At 61.1% G+C, this 16,649-nt stretch carries 15 protein-coding genes; 6 read left to right on the plus strand and 9 right to left on the minus strand.

What is annotated here, in order from left to right; genetic code table 11:
• Positions 1 to 42: 42 nt before the first annotated feature.
• Genes NKJ20_RS19470 through wecB form a run of 3 tightly spaced genes read right to left on the minus strand, consistent with a single transcriptional unit; the run spans position 43 to position 3,321 of the window.
• Positions 43 to 846 (minus strand): WecB/TagA/CpsF family glycosyltransferase, encoded by an 804-nt coding sequence (locus NKJ20_RS19470; protein WP_352746144.1) that lies wholly within the window; start codon positions 844 to 846, stop codon positions 43 to 45.
• On the minus strand, positions 843 to 2,174 hold the full coding sequence (gene wecC / locus NKJ20_RS19475; RefSeq protein ID WP_352541698.1) for a UDP-N-acetyl-D-mannosamine dehydrogenase: 1,332 nt from the start codon (positions 2,172 to 2,174) through the stop codon (positions 843 to 845). The genes NKJ20_RS19470 and wecC overlap by 4 nt, the downstream gene beginning before the upstream one ends.
• Positions 2,167 to 3,321 (minus strand): non-hydrolyzing UDP-N-acetylglucosamine 2-epimerase, encoded by a 1,155-nt coding sequence (gene wecB / locus NKJ20_RS19480; protein WP_352541699.1) that lies wholly within the window; start codon positions 3,319 to 3,321, stop codon positions 2,167 to 2,169. The genes wecC and wecB overlap by 8 nt, the downstream gene beginning before the upstream one ends.
• Before the next feature lie 201 nt (positions 3,322 to 3,522).
• Between wecB and NKJ20_RS19485 the strand changes: the two genes are divergently transcribed.
• The gene (locus NKJ20_RS19485; protein WP_352746146.1) at positions 3,523 to 4,965 is read left to right on the plus strand and encodes a glucosamine inositolphosphorylceramide transferase family protein; all 1,443 of its coding nucleotides are present in this window, start codon (positions 3,523 to 3,525) and stop codon (positions 4,963 to 4,965) included.
• Between the two features lie 18 nt (positions 4,966 to 4,983).
• Here NKJ20_RS19485 and NKJ20_RS19490 read toward each other — a convergent pair whose 3' ends face one another.
• Positions 4,984 to 6,297 carry a VpsF family polysaccharide biosynthesis protein gene (locus NKJ20_RS19490; RefSeq protein ID WP_352746149.1) on the minus strand — a complete coding sequence of 438 codons (1,314 nt, stop codon included), beginning with the start codon at positions 6,295 to 6,297 and terminating at the stop codon, positions 4,984 to 4,986.
• A gap of 167 nt (positions 6,298 to 6,464) precedes the next feature.
• Here NKJ20_RS19490 and NKJ20_RS19495 point away from each other — a divergent pair, with 167 nt between their 5' ends.
• Together NKJ20_RS19495 and NKJ20_RS19500 are read left to right on the plus strand one after the other, a co-directional pair.
• Positions 6,465 to 8,015: a GumC family protein gene (locus tag NKJ20_RS19495; RefSeq protein ID WP_352746150.1), complete on the plus strand. Its 1,551-nt coding sequence runs from the start codon at positions 6,465 to 6,467 to the stop codon at positions 8,013 to 8,015.
• 8 nt (positions 8,016 to 8,023) lie between these two features.
• Positions 8,024 to 9,130 (plus strand): glycosyltransferase, encoded by a 1,107-nt coding sequence (locus NKJ20_RS19500; RefSeq protein ID WP_352746152.1) that lies wholly within the window; start codon positions 8,024 to 8,026, stop codon positions 9,128 to 9,130.
• 94 nt (positions 9,131 to 9,224) lie between these two features.
• Here NKJ20_RS19500 and NKJ20_RS19505 read toward each other — a convergent pair whose 3' ends face one another.
• Positions 9,225 to 10,085 carry an alpha/beta hydrolase gene (locus tag NKJ20_RS19505; protein ID WP_352746155.1) on the minus strand — a complete coding sequence of 287 codons (861 nt, stop codon included), beginning with the start codon at positions 10,083 to 10,085 and terminating at the stop codon, positions 9,225 to 9,227.
• Between the two features lie 238 nt (positions 10,086 to 10,323).
• Between NKJ20_RS19505 and minC the strand changes: the two genes are divergently transcribed.
• Genes minC through minE form a run of 3 tightly spaced genes read left to right on the plus strand, consistent with a single transcriptional unit; the run spans position 10,324 to position 12,147 of the window.
• Entirely contained in the window at positions 10,324 to 11,043 is a 720-nt protein-coding gene (gene minC / locus NKJ20_RS19510) for a septum site-determining protein MinC (protein ID WP_352746156.1), read from the plus strand.
• Between the two features lie 19 nt (positions 11,044 to 11,062).
• Positions 11,063 to 11,878 carry a septum site-determining protein MinD gene (gene minD, locus NKJ20_RS19515; protein WP_023677152.1) on the plus strand — a complete coding sequence of 272 codons (816 nt, stop codon included), beginning with the start codon at positions 11,063 to 11,065 and terminating at the stop codon, positions 11,876 to 11,878.
• Positions 11,875 to 12,147, plus strand: coding sequence for a cell division topological specificity factor MinE (minE, locus tag NKJ20_RS19520; RefSeq protein WP_023677151.1), 273 nt, complete (start codon positions 11,875 to 11,877; stop codon positions 12,145 to 12,147). The genes minD and minE overlap by 4 nt, the downstream gene beginning before the upstream one ends.
• Before the next feature lie 181 nt (positions 12,148 to 12,328).
• Here the strand turns inward: minE and NKJ20_RS19525 are convergent, their stop codons facing one another.
• The 4 genes from NKJ20_RS19525 to NKJ20_RS19540 all read right to left on the minus strand — a co-directional run bounded on the left by NKJ20_RS19525 (position 12,329) and on the right by NKJ20_RS19540 (position 16,616).
• On the minus strand, positions 12,329 to 13,648 hold the full coding sequence (locus NKJ20_RS19525) for an ABC transporter substrate-binding protein (protein WP_352746159.1): 1,320 nt from the start codon (positions 13,646 to 13,648) through the stop codon (positions 12,329 to 12,331).
• Positions 13,649 to 13,742: 94 nt separating this feature from the next.
• Positions 13,743 to 14,591: a carbohydrate ABC transporter permease gene (locus NKJ20_RS19530; RefSeq protein ID WP_352746162.1), complete on the minus strand. Its 849-nt coding sequence runs from the start codon at positions 14,589 to 14,591 to the stop codon at positions 13,743 to 13,745.
• Positions 14,588 to 15,505 (minus strand): carbohydrate ABC transporter permease, encoded by a 918-nt coding sequence (locus tag NKJ20_RS19535; RefSeq protein WP_051406145.1) that lies wholly within the window; start codon positions 15,503 to 15,505, stop codon positions 14,588 to 14,590. Before NKJ20_RS19535 ends, NKJ20_RS19530 begins: the two co-directional genes overlap by 4 nt.
• Before the next feature lie 19 nt (positions 15,506 to 15,524).
• A complete protein-coding gene (locus NKJ20_RS19540; RefSeq protein ID WP_352746165.1) occupies positions 15,525 to 16,616 on the minus strand; it encodes an ABC transporter ATP-binding protein in 1,092 nt (363 codons plus the stop codon).
• Between the last annotated feature and the right edge of the window lie 33 nt (positions 16,617 to 16,649).

Consider the following 16,649-nt stretch of genomic DNA (forward strand, 5'->3'; position numbering starts at 1 on the left):
CGAAGTCCAGGGTCAACGCCTGTTTTGTGGGGGAACGCGAAACTATAAACCGGCGCTTCGGCGCCAGCGACGCTCCCAGAACTCCCGGCACAGCAGTCCCGCATAGGCAGTGTTGGTGTCGTAGTAGCGGCGCCACAAGCGTCGCGGCTCCTGGACGACGCGGAACAGCCACTCCAGGCCGGCCGCCTGTATCAGCTTCGGCGCGCGGGCAACCTTGCCCCCATAGACGTCGAAACTGCCGCCCACGCCCATCACGAAGCTTGAGGCGAGTTCATCGCGGTAGCGTTTGAGAAAGCGTTCCTTGCGCGGTGTCGGCATGGCCACCAGCAGGCAGTCGGCGCCCGAGGCGTTGATCGCCGCGACGATCCCAGCCTCGTCCTCCGGCTTGAAATAACCGTTGCGCATCCCCGCTATGACCAGGCTCGGATGGTCCTTGGCAAGTCTCGCTACAACCGCGTCGAGAACGTGCTGTTCGGCCCCCAGCAGATACGGCCTGAATCCACGCTTCGCGCAGAGGCTCAGCAGATTGATCATGATGTCGACGCCCGCCACCCGCTCGGGCAGCGCGACGCCGCACAGACGTGCACCCCAAAGCACGCCGATGCCGTCGACATTGACCACGTCCGCCCCGGCCACGTCCTCGCGCAGCTCGGCATTCTGGCGCATGGTAACCAGCTTGGCGACGTTCACGACCACATGATGCAGCGGCCGCCCCAGGGTCATCGCCTCGTCGGCGATGGCCAGTGTCTCGGCCATGGTCAGCGCATGGATCGGTGCGCCAAGGAACTCCCGGCGCCGTGATGCCAACAGGGAATGCTGCGCCCATGCCGGGGCGTGCGCGTTCATGCGGCCTGCTCCCTTGCAAGCGTCACTTGTGCGACCTCTGGTTTCTTGCCTTCGATGCGGGCGTCGGGCTTGCGTGCCTTGCGCCACGTCCACAGACCCCTCGTATCGACGAGCTTCTTGTCCTTGAGCGCTTCGGGATCGACCAGATTGAACTGCCGATGGTCGACCAGGAGGACGACGATATCGGACTTGTCGATGGCCGAAAGTGCGTCGGTGAACACGATGCCCCTGCCTTCGAGCTCATGCGGCAGCGCATTTGTGTTGGGTTCAGCCGCAATGATCTTCACATTGGGGATATCGGACAGAAGTTTCACCACCTCGACGGCCGGGCTCTCGCGCAAATCGTCGATGTTGGCTTTGAAGCTGAGGCCAAGACAGGCGATCGTCTGTTTGCGTGAGGGGTCGAGCAAGGCCTCGATATCCCTGACCACCGACATGGGCCGTTCGGAATTGATCCGGCGTGCCGAAGCCATCAGCCGCGTGCTGTTGGGTGCGGCGTCGATGATAAAATATGGATCGACCGCAATGCAGTGACCGCCGACGCCCGGGCTCGGCTGGAGGATGTTCACGCGAGGGTGTCGATTGGCGAGATCGATCACTTCCCATACATTGAGCGACAGATCCTGACACACGGCGGCAAGCTCGTTGGCAAAGGCGATGTTGACGTCGCGGAACGCGTTCTCCGTCAGTTTCACCAGCTCAGCACTTTCGGCCGTTGTCATGAACAGGTCGCCGGTGACGAAGGTCGAATAGAGTGCCGCGGTCCGCTCCGACGATTTGCGGGACAATCCGCCGATCGAGCGATCGTTGTTGATCAGCTCGGTCAGCACCTTTCCCGGCAGCACACGCTCGGGCGAATAGGCGACCAGCACATCGGCGTCTTCGCCATGCTGGACAGGAAATTTGAGATCAGGCCGCAACTCGGCAAGCAGCCCGGTCATGATACGCGTGGTTCCAACCGGCGATGTCGATTCCAATACCACAAGGTCTCCCCGCTTCAGCACGGGGGCGATGCTTCGTGCCGCCGCGAGCACGTAGGTCACGTCCGGCTTATGATCGTGGGTCATCGGGGTCGGCACGGCGATGATATAGGCGTCCGCCGGCTGCGGCGTGCTGTAGGCCATGAGCTTGCCGTTCGCCACGACCTTCTGGATCAGACCGTCAAGGTCCGGCTCGACGATGTGGATTTCGCCGCGATTGACCTTCTCGACCACCGCTCCGTTGACATCGACGCCAATGACGTTGAGCCCGCGGCTGGCGAAAATGGCGCAGGTCGGCAGGCCGATATATCCCATGCCGATTACGGAAACGGTTTTGATTTCAGCCATGATGCAGCAGTTCCTCAACAATCCGGTTACTGGCCCGGCCATCGCCATATGGGTTGTGTCGTTCCGCCATGCCGCGATAGGCAGCCTGATCGTCGAGCAGGCGATTGGCGTTGAACAGGATTTTCTCGACATCGGTGCCGACAAGGCGGGCGGTGCCGGCCACGATCCCCTCGGGTCGCTCGGTATTTTCGCGCATCACCAGTACCGGCTTGCCGAGCGAAGGCGCTTCTTCCTGCACGCCGCCGCTATCGGTAAGCACCAGATAGCTCTGCTTCTGCAGGTACAGGAACGGCAGATAGTCCTGCGGCTCGACCAGATGGATGTTCGGCACGCCTTCCAGCTCTGCGTTGACCACCGAGCGCACATTGGGGTTTGGATGGACAGGGTAGACGATCTGCACGTCTCCGCGCGCCGCCAATCCCTTCAACGCCGTACAGATGCGCTGGATGCCGCCGTCGAAATTCTCGCGGCGATGTCCGGTGACGAGGATCATCTTCTTGGAAGGGTCGAGGAAGGGGAAGCTGGCAGCGAGCTTCGCGTTCATCAGCCTGTCGGCATCGATCGCGCTTGAAAAATGCAACAGCGTGTCGATCACCGTGTTGCCGGTCACGAAGATGGTGCTTTCGGCCTTTCCTTCGGCGATGAGATTGTCGCGCGCTTGAACGGTCGGCGCAAAATGCCAGGTGGCGATGTCGCCGGCAATCTTGCGGTTCAGTTCTTCAGGAAACGGCGAGTTGATGTTGTGGCTGCGCAATCCTGCTTCGACATGAGCGACGGGGATACGCTTGTAGAAGGCAGCCAGAGCTGCGGCCATTGCCGTGGTGGTGTCGCCCTGTACCATGACGATATCGGGCTTCGCCTTGTCCAGCACCTCGGCCATGCCCAGGAGCACGCGCGAGGTCACATCGAACAGCGACTGGCCGGGTTGCATGATGTTGAGATCGTGGTGCACAGGCAAGCCGGTCAGCTCGACAACCTGGTCGACCATTTCACGATGCTGGGCGGTTATGCATATTTCGGTGATGAAGCCTGGATGAGCGAGGGCGGCACGCGCCACTGGAAAGCATTTGAGTGCCTCCGGCCTAGTGCCGAACACGATCAACAGTTTCTGCCTGGATGGCAGTTTTGGACGTGAAAGGACGTTCATCGCTGATCCTGGTCGCCTGCAGCCTTCGGGACATGCCGACTATTGCCCGCAAGAGTCATAATAGCGCCGGAAAGCGCCTTCGTGATCTCAATTCTTAATATATGATTAACAACCAAGGCCGCGTTCTCCCGGTTTAACTCTTGTGAAAGGTTGGGCTGACAAGTAGTCTATGGCAGTAGTCTTGAAAAAGAATATATTGGATTGACTAATATTTTAATCATCGGCCACGCCGACACATCCCGGCGCTGGGAAAATGAGCTTCTGGCGCGGTTGAGTGCGGCTGGACATGCGGTTTCGAGTTGCCGCGCGCCGACGCCTGAACCCAATGCGCGCACGATGGATAATGTGCTGGCGCTCGAGGGCCGGCGCTTCGGCCCCTCACTGGCAAGCCGTTCCCGGCCGTTGCCGTCCGGCGACACCGGCCCAGTCGATCTTATAGTCGATCTCACGGCTACCGCCGCACGACGCGGCACGCCTGTCCTGACGCTCGAATTTTGCGGCCAAAGCAGCTTTGCCGCAGGCATGACCGAGATGCTGGCGAGCGGGCGGCTGCCCGAACTCACCGCGCGCCTCGACGGCGTTGCCGTCGCCAGGGCGCGGCCGATGATCAGCGACCGGTTGTGGCTGTCCCGAACCAGCAACGACCTGCTCGCCGGCGCCATCTCCCTGATTGCCCAATGTGTCGCCCGCTTTTCCGCGGGCAAACTTGCGCCGATTGCCGAGAGCCCGGCGCCGCCCCTGCAGAAAGGCGGATTTATCGGGCACTATCTGCCCTTTTTCGGCAGGGGGTTAGTCGACCGCGCCGTGCAAAAACTGCGACGTGGTCGGCGCCCCTTCTATTGGCAGGTTGCTTATCGGCTGATCGACGGTCCAGGCGTCGCCGAAACCGGACAGCTGGATGGTAAGCCCTTCACCGTGCTTGCCGATGACGGGCAGCGCTTCTACGCCGATCCGTTCGTTCTCGAGCGCGACGGCTGTCATTTTCTGTTTGTCGAGGAGTTTCCCTACTCCACCGGCCGCGGGGTGATTTCTGTCGCTGAACTTGGCACCGATGGCACTTTCGGCGTGCCGAAAGTGGTGCTGGAGGAAGCGCATCACCTGTCATATCCGCAGGTGTTCGCTCACTCCGGCGAGATTTTCATGATCCCTGAAAGCGCTACGGCGCGAGAACTGGTGCTCTACCGTGCCGTGCAGTTTCCGGATCGCTGGGTACGCGACACCGTGCTGATGACGGACAGGGACTTCAACGACGCCACGCTGCTCGAATCCGACGGCCGCTTCTGGCTGTTGGGGACTGAGCGGTTCGGTCACGGTAGCGCGTCCGACACGATGGCGGTCTACTCCGCCCCTGCGCTGCGTGGGCCTTGGGTCGCGCATGCGCTCAATCCCATCGCCGTCGATCACTCGGCCACTCGGCCGGGCGGCGCTTTCATCCGCCAGGGCGACGCTTTGCTGCTGCCCGTGCAAAACGGGTCTAGAGCCTATGGCGGCGGCCTGGGGTTGATGCGGTTGGATCGCCTTGACGACTTCGATGTCCTGTTTGCGCCGCCCCACCCGATCGGCCCAGGACCGGCATGGGCGCGGGCGGGCATCCACACGCTCAATCGCGCAGGCAATGTCGAGGTTGTGGATAGCGCCGGCTGATGCGTCTGGAGCCTGCGCTTATCCAAGCCGATCCAGTTTCGGCTCGGATGCGACAGCGGTCGAAGACGTGCTCTTCGGCTGGTCTCTATACGGCACGTTTCTATAAGCAAGCAGCAACACCACGATAGTCGTAATATCCGGCGCTTTTGACGAGAGCGCGTTGTTTGACAGCGCAGCAAGCAGGAATGTCATGGTGCCGATCCATGCCGGCAGCGGCGCCGCGCGCAGCAGCCGAAAAATGAACCAGAATACCAGCACTATGAAGAGCACGGCTATCGGCAAGCCGAAGAGCATGGTGATGACCACCGGAGCGCTCTCGATATAGGGCAGATGCAGCTTCTCTTTGACGATCGCCAGGAGGTCGTCGACGTTCATGCCAAACAGGATGTCTTTCCAGCTAACAAGTCCGAATATCTGGTAGATCGTCACCCGCGCCATGAAATTCTCGTCAAAGATCGTGTTGCCGAATCGATTCAGCAGCCCGCCCGAGAATAGTATGGCCACCAGCACTGCGCCGCTCACCAGGGCGAACAGCAGCACCACGGACTTGGCCTGCCGCTGGTGCTTGAGAGTCAGGCGCGGCCAAGGCACGAACAGCAGCAGAATGAGGGTTTCTCCCGCAGCGAGCATCAGGGCGGCGCGGGCGCCTGACGCAGCACAACCGACGAGCAACACGAGAATCGATGCCACCCGCACCCATATGCGCCAGCGCGTCAGCGGCACGAATCCGATGGCTGTGGCGCAGAGCGCGCCTAGCGCCAGCGGGTGCGCCGATAGGCCAATTGGCCTGAACTGCAGTTCGTTGAGACCGTAAGGCATAAATCGATGTTGAGTCACCGCTTCGATCGTGCCGAGCACAGCGCTGAGGATCACCATTCCAAGCACGACGTCGCCCAACGCCCGCCGCACTTCCGCGTTCAAGGCCAGCATCAACAGGCCTGCGGCGCCGGCCACCAGATAAGAATCGATGATGAACCCGGAGGAGCCCGCACGGCCGGTGACGAACAGATAGGGCACCAGCGCGAACATCAGCACCGAAAAGCGAATCAACGCTTTGAATATCCCAATTTCGTCGCCCTGCAGCAGAAACGGTCGGCTGAAAAGAACGACGGCAAGGACCAGGAAGATCGCATAGGTGCCGAAATGCAGCTTCTCGTAGAACGAGCCCCCCTGGGCCGTATAGTCGACGACCATGTTCATCACCTGCGGCGACACCGTAAAGCGAAGCAGGAGCGCGAAGGCGGCGCATAGGAAAAACAGCAGCGACAGCGCGTTCTCACGGCGCGCTCGACTGGGCAACAATCGTTCCGATGCGGCAGCGGGATAGCTCATGGCCCATCCAGGTGAAGGTATTCAAACAGCATTCCGGGCAACGAGACCCCTTCAACGTCCGCCGGACGGACAGCGTGAGCGGTAAAATGGGCCAACTTGGAAAATAAGATGTTAACGATGTTTCTGTAGAGCAGGCCAAGCGTAATGATTTAACAAGGGTTGTCACCATGTCTGCCGGTTCCGGCACACCCCCTATCTCCGCGACGGCTTCCAATAACAGTGCATTCGAGCGTATCGCCAATGCACGGCGCAGGGCATTGCTGCAACAGCATGGCCCAGTCGCGGGGCTAAGCTCCGCGCCGGTGACGCCGCAACCTCCAGAGCCTGTCGCAACGGTGACCCTGGACAAGATCGGCGATTTCCTTGAGCTCGATTTTCGGCGCCTGTTCGTCTGGCTGCGGGCCGGCCTCGCCCTGGCCTTCATGCTGGCGGTAGTCGGCGGCATTGTCGGCGGCGCCTATGCACTGCTGAGCAAGCAGCGTTACACCGTCACGACCGAGGTCCTCATCAACCCATCCAATTTGCAGGTTGTGGAAAACGACCTCTACTCGCAACCGGGCCAGGTCGATAGCCAGCTGCTCAGCACGCGCAGCAAGCAGCGCATCCTGACCTCGGGCAACGTGCTTTCCCGTGTGGTGGACGAACTGAACCTGACTCACGATCCGGAGTTTTTCGATCCGGACCGGAGCACATCCTCGTCCGGCGCTGTGGCGAAGCCCGACCCGAGGCTCATCGCCTTGAAGAACCTGGCGGACCGGGTAGACGCCATCGCGGATCCGACCTCGTTTGTCACAACCCTCTCGGTATCTGCGGAAACCACCGCCAAGGCGATCCTGATCTCGCAGGCCATAGTCAAAAACTTCCAGGAAGAACTGGCTAAGGCCGAAGCTGCCGGCGCCAGCCGTGCCGCGGCTGCCCTTGACAGCCGGCTTGGCCAACTCAAGAGCGACGTGCAGGCAGCCGAAGAGAAGGTCGAGAGCTACAGGCGCAGCCACAACCTGTCGTCCAGCAATGGCCAGCTCGTCAGTTCGCAGACGCTGACGCAGCTCAATGGCGAAATCGTCGATGCGCAATCGCGTGTCATCGCCGCGCAGGCAAGCTACGACGCCCTGGTTGCCTCCGGTATCAACGGGGCCAATCCCGACCCCACGGTTTCGGAAGCGCTCGCTGCGCTGCGCGACAGGTCAAACAGCCTGCGGCAGCAGATCGACTCACAGTCGATGACCTTCGGTCCGCGCCACCCGACGATTGTCAGGCTCAGGACGGAACTCGAGACCGTCAACTCGCAACTCCGGGCCGAGTTCTCCCGCACCGTCGGCACGGCAAAGGCCAGCCTGGACAAGGCCCGGGCCTCGTTGGCTTCTCTCAACGCCAGGATGAACGATCTGAAGGGCAATGTATTCACCGACAGCGAATCCGAAGTCGCCCTGCGTGAACTTGAACGCGATGCCGCGTCCAAGAGAGCGGTCTATGAGAGCTTCCTGTCACGTGCGCGCCAAATCAGCGAGCGCGAGCAGATCGACACCACAAACGTACAGGTGATTTCGACCGCGGTGCCCCCGCCCGCGCGCTCATGGCCCCCGCGCACTGCCCTGGTAGCAGGCGCCGGAGCGTTCGCAGGCTTTGCCCTGGGGATGCTGCTGGCCATCGGCATGGGCATCATCCGCGACATGCGCCGGCCGCCGAACCGATCAGGCCTTGCCGCCAGCCGAGCCTGAAGCAAGGCATGGCGAAGCGCATCGTTTTCCACATCGCCAGCCTGAGGGGCGGCGGCGCCGAACGTGTTTTCGTCCTGATGGCAAATGAACTGGCGTCGCGTGGCCACGAGGTCACGCTTTTTACCTGGAACGCGGAAGGTCCTAACGCCGCGCTGCGTTCCGCTGCCGTGCATCTGGTCGACTTCGGCCTTCTCTTGCGCGGCGAGGGTTACGCCAAGTCGGCGACGCTGAAAGGCATCGTGCGAAGCGCAAATTTGTTCCGCCGCCTTGATCCTGATGCGGTCTATAGCGCCCCGGAATTCGCCAATCTGGTGATGGCGCTGTCACTCATGTTGGCCAGAAGCCGGGCAAAATTCTTTCCAAGCTTCCATGCCGCCGCATCGCTGCCTGCCAGCGGCCTCGGCGCGAGGCTGGCGATCTGGCTTTCCGCGCTGGTTGCAGCGCGCGCAACCAAAGCCATCGCCGTTTCCGCAGGTGTCGGCCGTGACATCATCGCCCGTGGCATCCCCGAATCGAAGGTCGTCGTGATCAATAACCCGCTGCCGCCGGCTGAAGCACCGCCGGGGACTTCCTATGCCTGGCAGGCAGCGTTGGCGGCGATGGGCGATGCGCCGGTCATTGCCACCGCCGGGCGCCTGGTGCCGGTCAAGGACCACCGGACTTTGCTGCGGGCCTTCGCTGCCTTGCGCGCCGGCCGCCCCGCCCGGCTTGTTATCTTCGGCGAAGGTCCGCTGGCTGCCGAATTGCACGCCTATGCCGAAGAGACCGGCATTGGCCAGGACGTACTCTTTGCCGGCTACGTCAACGATCCCGCAGCCTGTTACGCCGCAGCCGATCTGTTCGTCCTTACATCCACGAGCGAAGGCTTTGGCAACGTCTTGGTCGAGGCCATGGCCGCCGGTGTCCCCGTAATCTCCACCGATGCTCCGCATGGCCCGCGCGAAATACTCGGTGACGGCCGCTTCGGCACCTTGGTGCCGGTCGGTGACGCCGCGGCCCTGGCGAAGGCGATGGCCGAGATGCTGGACCACCCCACCCCTGCTGCCGTGCTGAAAAACAGGGCGGCGGATTTCACAGTCGACAAGATTGGCGATCAATACGAAGCGGTGCTCTAGTCGTTACGCACTGCCAGTAGATCGCGGTTGGATGCGGTCGACGTGGTCGGGCTTTGATTGCGATAATCTCTTCACGGGCTGGGGCGCAACGAATTCATCGTGAGGCATTCCCTCGTTCCTTGAGTTGTTGGGCGAGGAAATCCTTGACCGAATCGAGAACCGCGTCCCGTTCATGAGATATGCCTGGCAGCAAATCGAAGCGCACGCGCGCCGCCGCCTCCTCGAACGATCGACACAATGCCATGAGGCGTTCCGGCCGTGTTCGCCCCGCATCGTTGGCGCCCGGCATCCAATGGATGCTGCCTTGGACATGAGTGATTTCCCAAGTCTCCAGGTCAGCGTCGCCGACGATCATCTGGAAAGGCACTTTTGCCAGCGCTGCGGCATCGAAGGTGATGCCGAACTTCTCGGGCAGATCGCGAATGCCCACCCACCAGTCACGCGTCGGATCGAGCAAGGTCACCGAGCCTGGCGCGCCGATTGAGGCCGCCCAGAGCCTGTCGGGATGCAGGATAGCAAAACGATGCGTGAAATGCCCGCCGCCGGAAAATCCGAACATGGCAAAGCCGCTCCAATCCTGACTGTATTTGGCGCTGACCTCCTCAACCATGGCGAGCAGCACCTGATCGTAGCGTATGTTGCCCTCGAGCAAATATTTGTATCCGCTGCGGGCATCATCCCCGAGAACGCCGATTGGAAACAGCGGACACAAAACGGCGCAGCCGTTCCAGCGTCCGAACTCGGAAAACGCGTCGCGGAATCCAAGAAAAGAGGTGCGGCCGGTGCCATGGACAGCGACCATCAGATCGACTTTGGCCCCTTCCCCAACCGCGGGAGGCACATACAGGCAATAGTGAAAGCGCGGGTCTGATTTGGAAGCAAAGATGGCGGTCGCGCCAAGGTCATAGGTAGCGCGACCGCGATCCGCGACAGGCCCCTTAGCAACGCTTGTCAAATCGATAACTCCTTAATAGGCCCGGCATTCCGACAACAATACACCGGTCGGCCGACCTCGTGAACTGGAGGCGCCTCCAGGCAGCCGCGAGGAGGACCTCGTCGTGCATCGGAAGCAGGGCGCCGGCGGGACGATCGGAGGCAAAAAGAATGCCTCCGCCAACGCCTCGGGAAGCCGCCATTAACTTTTCGTTAACCATGCCGGGCTAGCCTTAACCAATCAGTAAGGACTCGCCTCTGTGACCTGCGTCGCTCCCATCCAAAACAAGTCCATACGCTTTCGAGCGCGCTCGTTTGTATCCTTCACCCTCACCCCTGAGGCTCCGCTAGGGGAATGGCTGCAAAGCCTCGATCACTGGACCGAAAACTCTCCCGGCTTCTTTGCCGGCCGCCCGGTCGTGCTCGATCTGAATATACTCAAGCCCGAGGTGGGCGAGATGCGGGATCTGGTCTTACAACTCGCGGAGCGCGGGATTCGCATTTACGCGATCGAGGCCGATGGCAATGTTGCTCTCGGTGCCGATCTGCCGCCGCTCCTCGTTGGCGCCAAGGAGGCCACCGCTGATGCGCTTTACGTGCAGCCGGACCCGAAGGCCGCCGCTGAGGCCAAGACGGAAGAACCGCAGGCGCCGAACTCATTGATGATCAAGGCACCGATCCGCTCCGGCCAGTCGATCTTTCACCCCGATGGCGATGTGGTCATTGTCGGCTCCGTCAGTTCCGGATCCGAGATCGTCGCCGGAGGATCGATCCACGTCTACGGCACGCTGCGTGGACGTGCGTTCGCCGGCGCCACGGGAAATTCCGCGGCTCGCATCTTTTGCCGGAAAAACGAAGCCGAACTTCTGGCGGTGGACGGCTGGTACCGCACTGCCGAGGAGATGGACGCCTCCTCGCGAGGAAGGCCGGTACAGGCCTTTCTCGAGGACGGCGCACTTTGCGTCGCACCGCTCAACTAACAACATTGGAGGCACAAATATGGGCAAGGTAGTGGTTGTCACATCCGGCAAAGGGGGTGTCGGCAAGACGACCTCGACGGCCGCTCTCGGCGCCGCGGTCGCGAAAACCGGCAAGCGGGTGGCTCTCGTCGATTTCGACGTCGGCCTGCGCAACCTCGATCTGATCATGGGTGCCGAGCGGCGCGTTGTTTTCGATATCGTCAACGTCATTCAGGGAACCGCCAAGCTTTCGCAGGCGCTGATCCGTGACAAGCGACTCGAAACGCTGTTCCTGCTGCCGGCCTCGCAAACGCGCGACAAGGATGCTCTCACCGAGGAAGGCGTCGCCGATGTCATCGACAAGCTGCGATCGGTTTTCGACTACGTCTTCTGCGACAGCCCAGCCGGCATAGAGCGGGGCGCGCAACTTGCCATGCGCTTTGCCGACGAGGCGGTAATCGTCACCAACCCGGAAGTGAGCTCGGTCCGCGATTCCGATCGCATCATCGGCCTGCTCGACTCTAGAACGATGAAAGCCGAGCAAGGTGAATCGATTGTCAAACACGTCCTCGTCACGCGCTACGATGCTGCGCGCGCTGCCCGCGGCGAGATGCTGAGCATCGATGACGTGCTCGAGATCCTGTCGACGCCCTTGCTGGGAATAATTCCCGAGAGCCAGGACGTGCTGCGCGCATCCAATGTGGGCGCGCCGGTTACGCTCAGCGAAAACACTAACCCCGCCGCACGCGCCTATATCGACGCGGCAAGAAGACTCGAGGGCGAGGACCTGCCGGTCATTCTGCCTTTCGAGCGGAGGGGCCTCCTCGACCGGCTGTTGGGAAGGAGGGCAGCATGAACCTGCTCGATATCTTCAAGCGCCGCGGCAGCGCGCCGGTGGCGCGCGAGCGCTTGCAACTGCTGTTGGCTTACGAGCGTCGAAGCCGCAACCAGCCCGATCTCGTCTCGGTGTTGCGCGAGGAGATCATGGCGGTGATCGCCCGGCATGTTCAGGTCGACCAGGATTTCCTGCAGGTGAGCATGGATCACGGCGAAACGACGTCGAGATTGGAGATCGACATCCAGATCCCCAACAAGGTCGCAATGCCCATGGCCGCGGCGTTCTAACCGAATCCTCCGGCCAGGGCTTGCGTCGGCTGCTGCCGAGGTTGCGGCGCCGTGGTTGGCGTGCTTGAGCCGGTTGCCACCGGCAAGTCTCGCAATTCGAGGACAATAATCACTGCCTCACCAAAAACCCGCGGCCGTTTCCAGCCGCGGGAGCCTTGGGAGGGCCTTTCGAAACCGGTGGTCAGATGTTGGCGAGCAATTCGTTGACGCGGCTTTCCATGTCGGCAAGGGCGGTGTCGACGTCCTTCTGGCCACTGATTGCTGCACTCATCTCTTCGCCGATAATGTCCTGGATCGCAAACTGACGCTGTACGGCGGACGGCAGCGGCTTGCCGAGATCAGCGACCGCAGAGATCGTGTTGCGATGCGGCAGGGCCTTGAAGACGTCCGAGGTGATGACGGCCTTATAGGCCGGCAGGTGACCGGTGCGTGACCATTCGAAGTCGTTGTCGGCGAAGAACTTCAGGAATTTACCGATGGCCGCGATCTGTTCAGGCGTGCGGTCTTTCTGCGAAACGGCCCAGGTGTGGCCGTCGGCATATTGGGCGTGGGCGCCGCCAAACAGCTGCGGATACGGATAGACCGCATAGCCGCCCTTGTTGAGCGCCGTACCCTTGGTCTCGGACTGGGCGTTGTAATCGCCGACCACCCAGGTGCCGTTAAGGTGGACGCCACCCTCGCCGGCAAGGAAGGCGTTGATCGAGCCGCCATAATCGAGATCCTTGGTGGTGTAGCCCTTCTCGAAGATCGCCTTGTACATCTCGACGACCTTCTTGGCTTCCGGCGTATTCAACTTCACATGCTTCGGATCGGCGAAGAAATCGGAATCCTGCTGGAAAAGATAGGTGTAGAGGTTGCGTGTGTAGAGTGCAGTCTCATTGGTCAGGTTCTGGACGAAATAAGGCTTGCCCGTCTTCTGCTTGAACTGTTCGGCCTGGGCGAGCAGTTCCTCGGGCGACTTTGGAAAAATCGGCGTGCCGTCGGCATTGACGAGGCCGGCTTGTTTGAAAAGATCCATGTTGACGTGATAGAGCATCGTCCAGCTGTCGATCGGCAGGCCATAGACCTTGCCGTCTTTGGTGGCGCCATTGCGTGCCGCGTCGGTGAAGGCGTCGGGTGTCACGCCGACCGACTTCAAGAGATCGTCGAGCGGCATCAACAGGCCCTTCGACTGATAATCCGACAGTACGGATTCATGGATCGTGACGATGTCCGGAGCGTCGCCTGAAGCGAACTGCGCGGTCAGTTGATCATAGCCGGGCCATTCCACGGTGGTGACGTTGACGTGGACATCGGGATTGTCGGCGTTGAACTTGTTGATTAGCGAGGTGATGATGCCGCATTCGCCAACGGCCTTGGTGGCATCGGTGTTGGTGCCGAAATCGGCATCGCAGGCGCCGAAAAAGCGCTGCACGCTCAGCTCCGTGGCCGCGAAGCTTGGACTTGCGAGCATCATTGCGCCCGCAGAGACTGCGGCAAACAGTATTTTCTTCAGTTTCATATCAGTTCCTCCTACTGAGTTTCCGCCGCTCCACCCTGGATTGGCTTTCGTGCTTCAATCGCTGCGCATTCCCCCGGCCGTCAGGCAATCTTCGTTATCTCACCGCAGCGCCGGAGACCGCCGTGACGATGTATTTCTGGAAGAACAGGTAGACGATCAGGATCGGGGCACCGGCGAACACCGCCTGCGCCATCAGGAAGCCGATGCCTTCGGACTGGGCGAAGTTGGTCTGGGTCGAGGCCATGCCGACCGTCAGCGTGAACATGTCCTTCTTCGTCGCCGAAATCAGCGGCCAGAAGTAGTCGTTCCAGGCGCCGAGAAAGGTGAAGATGCCGAGCGTCGCCTGCGCAGGAAGCGTGAGCGGCAGAAGCACCTTCCAGAAAATTCTGAGCCGGCCGGCGTTATCGAGCATGGCGGCTTCGTCCAGCTCCTTCGGGATGGCCTTGAAATACTGGGTCATCAGGAAGACACCGAACGGAGCTGAAAGGCCCGGCAGAATGAGCCCTTGATAGGTGTTGTGGAACTTCAGCATGCTGAAAATCTGGTGACGGGCGACAAGCACGGCCTGTTCCGGGACCGCCAGGCCGAACAGCACGATCACGAACAGCACGTCTCGGCCGGGGAAATTCAGCCGTGCAAAACCGTAGCCGGCGAGCGACGACAGGATCAACGTGCCGAGCGTCAATCCGCCCGAGACGATGATGCTGTTGCGCACCCAGATGAACACGGACGAGGTGCCGACGGTGTTGATGTAGTTCTTCAGCGTATAGGGTGCGTGAAACACCGAATTCGGATCGGCCATCAGCTCCGTATTGTCCTTGAGTGACAGGCCGATGACCCACAGAACCGGCGCGATCATGACGATCGAAAGCAGGATGACCAGGGCCAATAACAAATGGTCGCCAAATGCCCGGCCCTTGATGGAAGCTGCTGTGGCGCTCATGCCTGGTCTCCCCTGCTGCGTGTCACCAGGTACTGGGCCATGGCCGCGACCAGGATGAGGATGAACAGGATTTCCGATGCAGCGGCGCCCAGGCCGAGATCCCAGCGTCGGAATGCGGTATCGTAGATATAGAGCACGATCGGCTTGGTCAGATTGTTCGGACCGCCGCGCGTCATCAGCCAGGCCTGGCCGAACAGCTGGAATTGCAGCACGATCTGGATGATGATCACCAGGATGAAGGTTCGCTTGATCGACGGCAGCGTGATCGACCGTAGCGTCTGCCAGCGATTGGCATTGTCCAGCGCTGCCGCCTCGTAAATGTCCTGCGGGATCTGCTGGAGTGCTGAGAGAAAGAGCATCATCGGCAGGCCGATGCACCACCAGATGGTGGCAATGGCGATGCCGACCATCGCCAGGCTGGGATCGGAAATGAAGGCCGGAGCCGTTGCGCCGAACCATCCGTAGATCGTCGACAACAGGCCGACATTCGGAATGAAGACGATGCGCCAGATCAGCGTGACGATGGTGACCGACAGCACCGACGAGGAAAAGAACAGCGTCCGCAAAACCGCGGCAGTGCGCGTGCGGCGGTTGAGGCAAAGCGCCAGGAAAAGGCCGATCAGCGCCAGCGTCGGCACCGTCAGAAGCACGAAATAGAAGGTGTTCCAGATCGATTGCAGGAAGACCTTGTCGTGATACAGCCTGGCGTAATTGCCGAGACCGACAAAATTTCCGGACGAGAACGTGTCGGCCTTGTGGAAACTCAGCCACATCCCCCAGAGCAGCGGGAAGAGCAGCAGCGTGGTGAAGAAGAACAAGAATGGCGCAACGAAAATGACGTTTCGCCATTGCGGCGCATAGATGTCGGCGGTAGGGGCTCTGACGCCGACAGCAAGCGTCGCGGTCGGGGACATCGCCAGCCGGTCAGCCATCTCAGGCCTCTCTCGCATGCCAGGCGCGGCCGGTCTCGTTGAACAGATGCGATTTCTGGCCGTCAAAGGCAAGCCCGATTCTGTCGCCGACGGCGACGCGGCTGTTGCCGGCATCCGAGCCGACGATCTGCTGGCCATCGCCCAGCCGCGCGTAGATCAGGGTGCGTTCGCCGAGGCGCTCGAGCACATCGACGACGCCGTCGGCATTGCCCTGTCCGGCCGCAACGATGCGCACGTCTTCCGAGCGGATACCGAAAGTATACTTGCCATCGGTCAATTGGCTGGCGGCGATCTCGGTCTGCACCGATATGCCGTCCGCAAATCTGGCCGTGGCGTTCTTGCCCGATCTGTCAAGCGTCGCATCGACGAAGTTCATCGCCGGCGCGCCGACGAAACCCGCGACGAATTTGGTCGCCGGGCGTTCGTAGATCTCCATCGGGGTACCGATCTGGTCGATCTTGCGATTGTTCATGACGACGATGCGGTCGGCCAGCGTCATTGCCTCGACCTGGTCATGAGTGACGAAGATCATCGTCGATTGCAGCCGCTGGTGAAGCTGGGCAAGCTCGATGCGGGTGCGGGTGCGCAACGCCGCATCGAGATTGGAAAGCGGCTCGTCGAACAGAAAGGCCTTCGGCTCCTTGACGATCGCACGGCCGATGGCGACGCGCTGGCGCTGGCCGCCGGAGAGCTGGCCCGGCTTGCGATCGAGCAGATGCGGCATTTCGAGGATGCGGGCGGCTTCGTTGATGCGCGCCTCGATGACCTTGCCTGGTACGCCGATATTCGCAAGCCCGAAGGCCATGTTGTCGCGCACCGTCATATGCGGATAAAGCGCATAGGACTGGAACACCATGGCAATGCCGCGCTTGCCCGGTGGCAGATGATCGATGCGCTCGTTGTTGATGGCAATCTCGCCGCTATCGACAGCTTCGAGCCCGGCAATCATTCGAAGAAGCGTCGATTTTCCGCAGCCGGACGGGCCCAGGAACACGATGAATTCGCGTGCCCTTATGGAGAGCGACAGATGATCCAGCACCGTCATGGCACCGAACTGCTTGCTCACGTTCCTGATCTCGATATCGGCCGTCACGTCGACGCTCCTCCTCAGCGTTTGCGCTTTCTC

Source organism: Mesorhizobium sp. M0185 (assembly GCF_040322175.1).
Taxonomy (GTDB): domain Bacteria; phylum Pseudomonadota; class Alphaproteobacteria; order Rhizobiales; family Rhizobiaceae; genus Mesorhizobium.

Bases quoted from the DNA above. Each gene is read 5' to 3' on its own strand.
- NKJ20_RS19470 (WP_352746144.1), bottom strand. From the start codon at position 846: ATGAACGCGCACGCCCCGGCATGGGCGCAGCATTCCCTGTTGGCATCA.
- NKJ20_RS19495 (WP_352746150.1), top strand. From the start codon at position 6,465: ATGTCTGCCGGTTCCGGCACACCCCCTATCTCCGCGACGGCTTCCAAT.
- minE (WP_023677151.1), top strand. From the start codon at position 11,875: ATGAACCTGCTCGATATCTTCAAGCGCCGCGGCAGCGCGCCGGTGGCG.
- NKJ20_RS19535 (WP_051406145.1), bottom strand. From the start codon at position 15,505: ATGTCCCCGACCGCGACGCTTGCTGTCGGCGTCAGAGCCCCTACCGCC.
- NKJ20_RS19500 (WP_352746152.1), top strand. From the start codon at position 8,024: ATGGCGAAGCGCATCGTTTTCCACATCGCCAGCCTGAGGGGCGGCGGC.
- NKJ20_RS19490 (WP_352746149.1), bottom strand. From the start codon at position 6,297: ATGAGCTATCCCGCTGCCGCATCGGAACGATTGTTGCCCAGTCGAGCG.
- NKJ20_RS19530 (WP_352746162.1), bottom strand. From the start codon at position 14,591: ATGAGCGCCACAGCAGCTTCCATCAAGGGCCGGGCATTTGGCGACCAT.
- wecC (WP_352541698.1), bottom strand. From the start codon at position 2,174: ATGGCTGAAATCAAAACCGTTTCCGTAATCGGCATGGGATATATCGGC.
- minD (WP_023677152.1), top strand. From the start codon at position 11,063: ATGGGCAAGGTAGTGGTTGTCACATCCGGCAAAGGGGGTGTCGGCAAG.
- NKJ20_RS19525 (WP_352746159.1), bottom strand. From the start codon at position 13,648: ATGAAACTGAAGAAAATACTGTTTGCCGCAGTCTCTGCGGGCGCAATG.
- wecB (WP_352541699.1), bottom strand. From the start codon at position 3,321: ATGAACGTCCTTTCACGTCCAAAACTGCCATCCAGGCAGAAACTGTTG.